This is a genomic window from Acinetobacter sp., assembly GCF_049284435.1.
Lineage (GTDB): Bacteria > Pseudomonadota > Gammaproteobacteria > Pseudomonadales > Moraxellaceae > Acinetobacter.
Genome location: NZ_JBAPXX010000059.1, coordinates 25,817 through 33,089, shown reverse-complemented (window position 1 = coordinate 33,089; position 7,273 = coordinate 25,817). Strand labels below are relative to the sequence as shown.

The following is a 7,273-nucleotide window of genomic DNA, read 5'->3' as shown; positions in this document are numbered from 1 at the left end:
AAGCGGGGCACCCTGTTCTTTCCAGTCCGGGAACAGCTCGTTCATGGCACGTGGTTCAAGCACCGCACCGGAAAGAATATGTGCACCGACTTCGGAGCCTTTTTCTACGACACAAACGGACAAATCTTTTAAGTTGTTTTCAATTGCAAGTTGACGGATTTTGATCGCAGCAGAAAGACCCGCAGGGCCTGCGCCTACGATGACGACGTCAAACTCCATCGATTCTCTTGTTATATCTTCCATAATATAAAATCCAATTTCGTATAGCGATATTTTATCATTATATAAAAGAAGTATATAGTTTAATTTTTATTTCGGTATCTATAAAAATTTAAAAATATGTGTTTTTAATATTCAGAATCTTAATAAAAAAATTATGAAAATAAATAACTTGCACTGAAAATTAGTATCTTTTAAATAAAAAGAGCGACCTTTATGGTATCGCCCTGATTATGAAATTTCTATATATTATTGAGATTCATAGCAATATTATTCACCATATGGATCAGACGTGGCCCAATTTCATTTTCCAGTTTTTCCTGATTTAACAGATAACTTGGGGCACCACAGTTAAAGGTTAAAATTCCATGTTTGGGATGAACCAGTGGAACTGCCACGGAATTCACATCCTTAGCCCAGTCACCTAAAGACAGACAATAGCCATAATCCTGATAATCACGAATCGCACGTTCCAGATTACGCTTAATGGTTGGCCATTGATCTTCATTTCTTTTCTTGATCGCATCAAATAAATATTCGCGTTCCTTTACATCCATCGCTGCCAGACAGGCACGTCCCATGGCACTGCTATGAATCGGTAAGGTAGAACCGACAGAACGACGCATGGTCAGCGTAGATTCTGTATGTACCACTTCCAGATAAATCATGCTCAAACGGTCACGGGTAGCCATTGCCACAGGTGCTTGGGAATAACGTGACATTTCTTCCATAAACGGATAAGCCTGAGTACGTGCAGAAATATTACTCAAAGCTGCATAGCCCAAAGCCAATACGCCAACATCCAACAGATATTTCGTGGTATTGGGCAGTTGTTTTAAATAACCTAAAGAAACCAGGGTGCTGGTAATACGGGCTACAGTCGGCTTGGGCAAGTTGGTTAATTGTGCAATTTCCTGATTACCAAGCAATTGATTGGTCGCTGAAAAGCAACGTAAGATTTCCAATCCACGCGCAATAGACGCAATAAATTGAGGATTATTTTCTCTATGAATATGTGAAATCGGATCTAAACGGATTTCATCAAAGTTGGGAATTTCACCAGTTTTATTTTTTGTCATGGTCAGGGCAATTAAAGTTAAATTAATGAATATGATAGCAACATAATTTCACGATACAAAATAAAACATTTCTACAAAAGATAAAATATAAGAAAAAGTGCAGAAATTATTTGTAGTCGGAAATAATCTTGTTACCTAAGTTTAAAGACAACATAAAATCATCTAGTTTTTTAGGTTTAAAATGTAGCCAACACATTTAAGAAGTTTCGGTTTCTCTGAAAGAGTCAGTGATCGATAAGTATTACAGCAAGAAAAAAAGGTTTAATTATCTATTCAAAAAAACTGATAAATAAAACAATCATTCATCAAAATATTTCGTATCGTGAAATTAAATCTTAAACATAAATCAACTGGAATACCAGAAAAATTTCATTTTTTGTTTAAAAAATAAAATTTTTAATAATTTCACTTGCTCAAAATGATTTTATATGATTATTTATTTCGTAATACGAAACAAAAATAAGGGTAAAGGAATTTACCTAAATTATATCCATGGAGATTCATATGATTCGTGATCCGGAAATGCTAGACCAACTTCTGTCAACGATTCGCGATTTTGTAAAAAATGAACTGGTGCCTCTTGAGCATGAAGTAGATGAGAACAACGCCATTCCTGAACATATTGTGGAACAGATGAAAGAGCTGGGCTTGTTTGGCCTGACGATTCCAGAAGAATATGGTGGTTTAGGCATTACCATGGAAGAAGAAATTCTGGTGGCGATGGAGTTGGGTCAGACATCGGCTGCCTTCCGCTCTTTAATTGGTACTAACAATGGCATTGGCTCAAGCGGCATCATTATCGACGGCACAGAAGAACAAAAACAGAAATATTTACCGCGTTATGCAACGGGCGAAATTATTGGTTCATTCTGTTTGACTGAACCGGATTCAGGCTCAGACGCTGCTGCTTTAAAAACCAGTGCTGTCAAAGACGGCGATTATTATATTTTAAACGGAACTAAACGCTTCATCACCAATGCACCACGTGCCACGACATTTACCGTGATGGCACGTACCAATCAAGAGATTAAAGGTGCGAGCGGTATTTCAGCATTTCTAGTTGAAGCAGGTACACCTGGTTTAAGCCTAGGTAAAATTGATAAGAAAATGGGCCAACATGGTTCCTATACCTGTGATGTAATTTTTGATAACTGTAAAGTGCATAAAGATCAGCTGATTGGTGGTGTAGAAGGGATCGGCTTTAAAACAGCAATGCGTGTGCTAGATAAGGGCCGTCTGCACATTGCCGGTTATAGCGTGGGCATGGCAGAGCGTATGCTGGAAGACGCACTCAACTATGCAGTGGAACGTAAACAGTTTGGTCAGCCCATTGCGAATTTCCAGTTGATTCAAGGCATGTTAGCAGACTCCAAAGCCGAGATTTATGCAGCCAAATGTATGGTGCTGGATGCTGCGCGTCTGCGAGATGCAGGTCAAAATGTTACGACTGAAGCTTCTTGTGCAAAAATGTTTGCAACCGAAATGTGTGGCCGAATAGCTGATCGCTGTTTGCAGATTCATGGTGGAGCAGGCTATATCAGTGAATATTCAATTGAACGTTTCTACCGTGATGTACGTCTGTTCCGTTTATATGAAGGAACCACACAAATCCAGCAAATTATTATTGCACGTGAAATGATTAAACAAGCAACCGCCTAATCTCATAATTTTAAAATAAGGAAATATTAAAATGACGACAAAAAATAGATTTGATTGGCAAGACCCGTTTTTAATCGAACAGCAACTGACGTCAGAAGAGCGCATGATTCGCGATGCAGCGGCGGCGTACTGTCAAGACAAACTGATGCCGCGTGTACTGGAACAGTTCCGCCATGAAAAAACCGATCCCGCTGTTTTCCGTGAGATGGGTGAACTTGGTCTGCTAGGTCCAACCATTCCAGAACAGTACGGCGGTGCAGGTTTAAATTATGTCAGTTATGGCCTGATTGCCCGTGAAGTTGAACGTGTCGATTCAGGCTATCGCTCAATGGCCAGCGTACAAAGCTCCCTGGTGATGGTGCCAATTAATGAATTTGGTTCTGAAGAGCAAAAGCAGAAGTATTTACCAAAATTGGCAACCGGTGAGTATATTGGTTGCTTCGGCTTGACTGAGCCAGATCATGGTTCTGATCCGGGCAGCATGATTACCCGTGCCAAAAAAGTAGATGGTGGTTACCGTTTAACTGGCGCAAAAATGTGGATCACCAATAGTCCGATCGCCGATGTATTTGTGGTTTGGGCCAAAGAGGTATCTGCTGAAGGCAATGTCGGTGACATTCGTGGCTTTATTCTAGAAAAAGGCTGGGAAGGGCTTTCTGCTCCAGCGATTCACGGTAAAGTGGGTTTACGTGCCTCGATCACTGGTGAAATTGTAATGGATAACGTCTTTGTTCCAGAAGAAAATGCATTTCCGGAAGTTCGTGGTTTAAAAGGGCCTTTTACCTGCTTGAATAGTGCGCGTTACGGGATTGCCTGGGGTGCCATGGGGGCTGCAGAATTCTGCTGGCATACCGCACATCAATACACCATGGACCGTAAACAGTTTGGCCGACCACTCGCTGCGAATCAGCTGATCCAGAAGAAACTGGCGGACATGCAAACTGAAATTGCCCTTGGCTTACAGGTGGCTTTACGTTTTGGACGCATGAAGGATGAAGGCATGGCTTCAGTTGAAGGTACGTCTTTAATTAAGCGTAATAACTGCGGCAAGGCACTGGATATTGCCCGTTTGGCCCGTGACATGATGGGTGGAAATGGCATTAGCGATGAATTCGGTGTAGCCCGTCATCTGGTTAATCTGGAAGTGGTAAATACCTATGAAGGTACTCATGATGTACATGCCCTGATTTTAGGTCGTGCACAAACCGGAATTGCAGCCTTTTGCAACTAAACCTGAGATCAACCTCTAGCCAGCATTGCTGGCTAGATTGTTTTGCGGGTTTAAGAATTGTGCTTAATCACATCTTTCAATGTATTGCTACGTGATTTCTGCAGAGAAAATTTATCAAGAACTTTGAAAATCATCTTCATACCACCTTGTTCAAGCGTGGTAATGACCAGTAAATATTCTATATTTCACCTAAATAATTAAGTGAAATATGCGTTTTAAAAAGGCACAGGAGTGCCGAAAAGTAGAAAGAGCATTATGGATACGATCAGTTCACAACAACACCCGATGGAAGGTGGAAACGAACCCAAGCAAAAAGTATGGATTCTGGCCTTTATCTTCTCATTTTTGGCATTACTGGTTGATGGCGCTGATATTGCATTATTAGCCTACAGTCTGACCAGTCTGAAACAAGAGTTTTCATTAAGTAATATGCAGGCCGGTGCCTTAGGAAGCTGGACGCTTGCAGGCATGGCTATCGGCGGTTTTTTTGGGGGCTGGGCTTGTGACCGTTTTGGCCGGGTTCGTGTGATCGTCATTGCCATTGCATTATTTTCTTCATTAACTTTCTGGTTGGGATTTGTGGAAAGTTATGATCAGTTCAAATGGCTGCGCTTTACTTCTGCGATTGGACTAGGTGCTCTATATATTGCCTGTAATACACTCATGGCAGAGTACGTACCCACCAAATATCGTTCTACAGTATTGGCAACGCTCATGACTGGCTGGACTTTAGGCTCGGTGGTGGCAACTGTTCTGGCTGGATGGTTATTGCCTGAATTTGGCTGGCGATACCTCTACTATATTGCCATTATTCCGATTGTACTGTCCTTCGCGATGTATTTTTTGGTGCCTGAACCGAAAGCCTGGTTAGATGCGCGTCAGGCACGCCTGGATGCAAAAGCCAGTGGTATTGTTCAGGAAAAACCAAAAAACACTTTTAAAATGACTTTTGAAGATGCACTTAGCCGTCGCATGTTTATCCTCTGGTCTTTCAGTACCGCATTTTTACAATTTGGCTATTATGGAGTCAGCAACTGGCTACCGGCCTATTTAGAGACTGATCTGGGAATCAAGTTTAAAGAAATGACCATGTATATGATCGGGACTTTCCTGATCATGATGTGTACCAAAGTGATTGCTGGTTTTATCGCTGACCGGATTGGCCGTCGTGCGGTATTTGCTTTCGGTACCATGGGTACTGCGATTTTTATTCCTGTGATTGTCTTTGGTAATACGCCGGATAACATCCTCTGGCTGATGTTATTTTTCGGTTTTCTCTATGGTATTCCATACGGTATTAATGCGACTTACATGACAGAAAGCTTCTCCACCAAAGTGCGTGGAACGGCAGTGGGTGGTGCCTATAATGTGGGCCGACTGGGCGCGGTATTTGCACCTCTTACCATTGGCTATTTTGCTCAAGGAGGCTCAATTGGTACGGGCTTACTGATTATGGGGATTGCCTATTTTCTTTGTGGCCTGATACCCGCTTTCTTTATTAAAGACCGCTTATTTGATCCGCAAAAGGCAGATTAATCTGCAATCGTAATATAGATAGAACATGCTAGGAAGCAATATGATGAATAAAATCACGCAGGATATCGAGACGGTACTCAAGCAAATTCCTGATGGTGCACACATTATGACCAGTGGTTTTGGCCTGGCAGGTCAGCCGGTAGAATTAATCGAAGCATTAATTGATCTTGGTCCTAGAGACTTAACCGTTATTAACAATAATGCAGCTTCTGGAGATCGTGGTCTAACCAATCTGCTGTTGTCTGGACTGGTTAAAAAAATGATCTGTTCATTTCCACGTGCCAATAACTCAACAGTATTTGAAGACCTGTATAAAGCAGGAAAAGTTGAACTGGAACTTGTGCCACAGGGTAATCTGGCCTGCCGTATTCAGGCAGCCGGTGCTGGCTTAGGTGCTGTTTTTACTCCAACCGGTTTTGGCACCAAGATAGCTGAGGGTAAAGAAACCCGAAATATCAACGGAAAAGACTATGTGCTGGAATATCCGATTCACGCTGATTACGCCTTTGTGTATGCCAATCAGGCAGACCGTTGGGGCAACTTGACCTACCGTAAGGCAGCACGGAATTTTGGTCCGATCATGGCCAAAGCTGCAAAAACCACCATTGTTCAAGTCCATCAGATTGTGGAGCTGGGAGAGCTTGATCCAGAGATCATTGTAACGCCAGGAATTTTTGTACAGCATGTGGTCAAAGTTGGAGATATTAAATAATGAATATTCAAAAACGTACACGTGAACAGATTGTAGCTAAAGTTGCACAAGACATCCCAACTGGCTCTTTTGTAAATTTAGGTATTGGTTTACCCACACGCGTTGCGGGTTATTTAAAACCTGAACAGGAAGTAATCCTGCACTCGGAAAATGGTGTTTTAGGTTTTGCTGCATTGAGCAATCCTGAACAGGCGGATGATGACCTGATTAACGCCGGCAAAGAACTCGTAAGCATGCTACAAGGCGGAAGCTTTATGAATTCTGCGGACTCTTTCGATATCATGCGAGGCGGGCATCTGGATATCTGTATCATGGGGGCTTTTCAGGTTGCTATTAATGGTGATTTGGCGAACTGGCATACTGGTAATGCTAATGCTGTACCTGCTGTAGGCGGTGCAATGGATCTGGCGGTAGGTGCTCGCTGTGTTTATGTTTGCATGGAACATGTGACCAAAAACGGTGAAGCAAAAATCGTTGAAGAACTGACTTATCCTCTAACAGGCAAACATTGTGTCAACCGCATTTATACCGATCTCTGTGTGATTGAATTAAAAGACAACCAGGCTCAGGTTATTGAAATAGTAGATGGCTTAAGCTTTGGAGAATTACAACAACAGACAGGCTGTAAATTAGTGGACAACCGTAAGGCAGCCTAAAAATAAGCCTGCAATATTCTGATTGAATAAAAGTATAGTTTTAGATCACAGCTTCGGCTGTGATTTTTAAATTTTAAAACTATTATCAAATACACGTAATATTGGCCATATTTCCGCATTTTAAAGATATAAATACAAACTTTTGCTAATGATTATTTTAAGAATAAGTCTAAAATGTTAA

Annotated in this window: 7 protein-coding genes; 5 read left to right on the top strand and 2 right to left on the bottom strand. The window is 41.6% G+C overall.

Annotated features, from left to right (window positions below):
- Together WAK81_RS05135 and WAK81_RS05130 are read right to left on the bottom strand one after the other, a co-directional pair.
- A partial coding sequence (locus tag WAK81_RS05135; RefSeq protein WP_422195958.1) for an NAD(P)-binding protein occupies window positions 1-243 on the bottom strand: 243 nt, incomplete at its 3' end.
- A 218-nt stretch (window positions 244-461) separates the two neighbouring features.
- Window positions 462-1,298 carry an IclR family transcriptional regulator gene (locus WAK81_RS05130; protein WP_422195957.1) on the bottom strand — a complete coding sequence of 279 codons (837 nt, stop codon included), beginning with the start codon at window positions 1,296-1,298 and terminating at the stop codon, window positions 462-464.
- A gap of 504 nt (window positions 1,299-1,802) precedes the next feature.
- Here WAK81_RS05130 and WAK81_RS05125 point away from each other — a divergent pair.
- From WAK81_RS05125 to WAK81_RS05105, 5 genes are all read left to right on the top strand, one after another.
- The gene (locus WAK81_RS05125) at window positions 1,803-2,957 is read left to right on the top strand and encodes an acyl-CoA dehydrogenase family protein (RefSeq protein ID WP_422195956.1); all 1,155 of its coding nucleotides are present in this window, start codon (window positions 1,803-1,805) and stop codon (window positions 2,955-2,957) included.
- Between the two features lie 31 nt (window positions 2,958-2,988).
- On the top strand, window positions 2,989-4,188 hold the full coding sequence (locus WAK81_RS05120) for an acyl-CoA dehydrogenase (protein WP_422195955.1): 1,200 nt from the start codon (window positions 2,989-2,991) through the stop codon (window positions 4,186-4,188).
- A gap of 255 nt (window positions 4,189-4,443) precedes the next feature.
- Window positions 4,444-5,724, top strand: a complete 1,281-nt coding sequence (locus WAK81_RS05115; RefSeq protein WP_422195954.1) for an MFS transporter — start codon at window positions 4,444-4,446, stop codon at window positions 5,722-5,724.
- 40 nt (window positions 5,725-5,764) lie between these two features.
- Entirely contained in the window at window positions 5,765-6,436 is a 672-nt protein-coding gene (locus WAK81_RS05110; protein WP_422195953.1) for a 3-oxoacid CoA-transferase subunit A, read from the top strand.
- Window positions 6,436-7,092 (top strand): 3-oxoacid CoA-transferase subunit B, encoded by a 657-nt coding sequence (locus WAK81_RS05105; RefSeq protein WP_422195952.1) that lies wholly within the window; start codon window positions 6,436-6,438, stop codon window positions 7,090-7,092. Before WAK81_RS05110 ends, WAK81_RS05105 begins: the two co-directional genes overlap by 1 nt.
- The last annotated feature ends 181 nt before the right edge of the window (window positions 7,093-7,273 follow it).

What these genes read in the sequence shown, in the direction of transcription:
- WAK81_RS05130 (WP_422195957.1), bottom strand. Translation starts at nt 1,298, where the DNA reads ATGACAAAAAATAAAACTGGTGAAATTCCCAACTTTGATGAAATCCGT.
- WAK81_RS05125 (WP_422195956.1), top strand. Translation starts at nt 1,803, where the DNA reads ATGATTCGTGATCCGGAAATGCTAGACCAACTTCTGTCAACGATTCGC.
- WAK81_RS05120 (WP_422195955.1), top strand. Translation starts at nt 2,989, where the DNA reads ATGACGACAAAAAATAGATTTGATTGGCAAGACCCGTTTTTAATCGAA.
- WAK81_RS05115 (WP_422195954.1), top strand. Translation starts at nt 4,444, where the DNA reads ATGGATACGATCAGTTCACAACAACACCCGATGGAAGGTGGAAACGAA.
- WAK81_RS05110 (WP_422195953.1), top strand. Translation starts at nt 5,765, where the DNA reads ATGATGAATAAAATCACGCAGGATATCGAGACGGTACTCAAGCAAATT.
- WAK81_RS05105 (WP_422195952.1), top strand. Translation starts at nt 6,436, where the DNA reads ATGAATATTCAAAAACGTACACGTGAACAGATTGTAGCTAAAGTTGCA.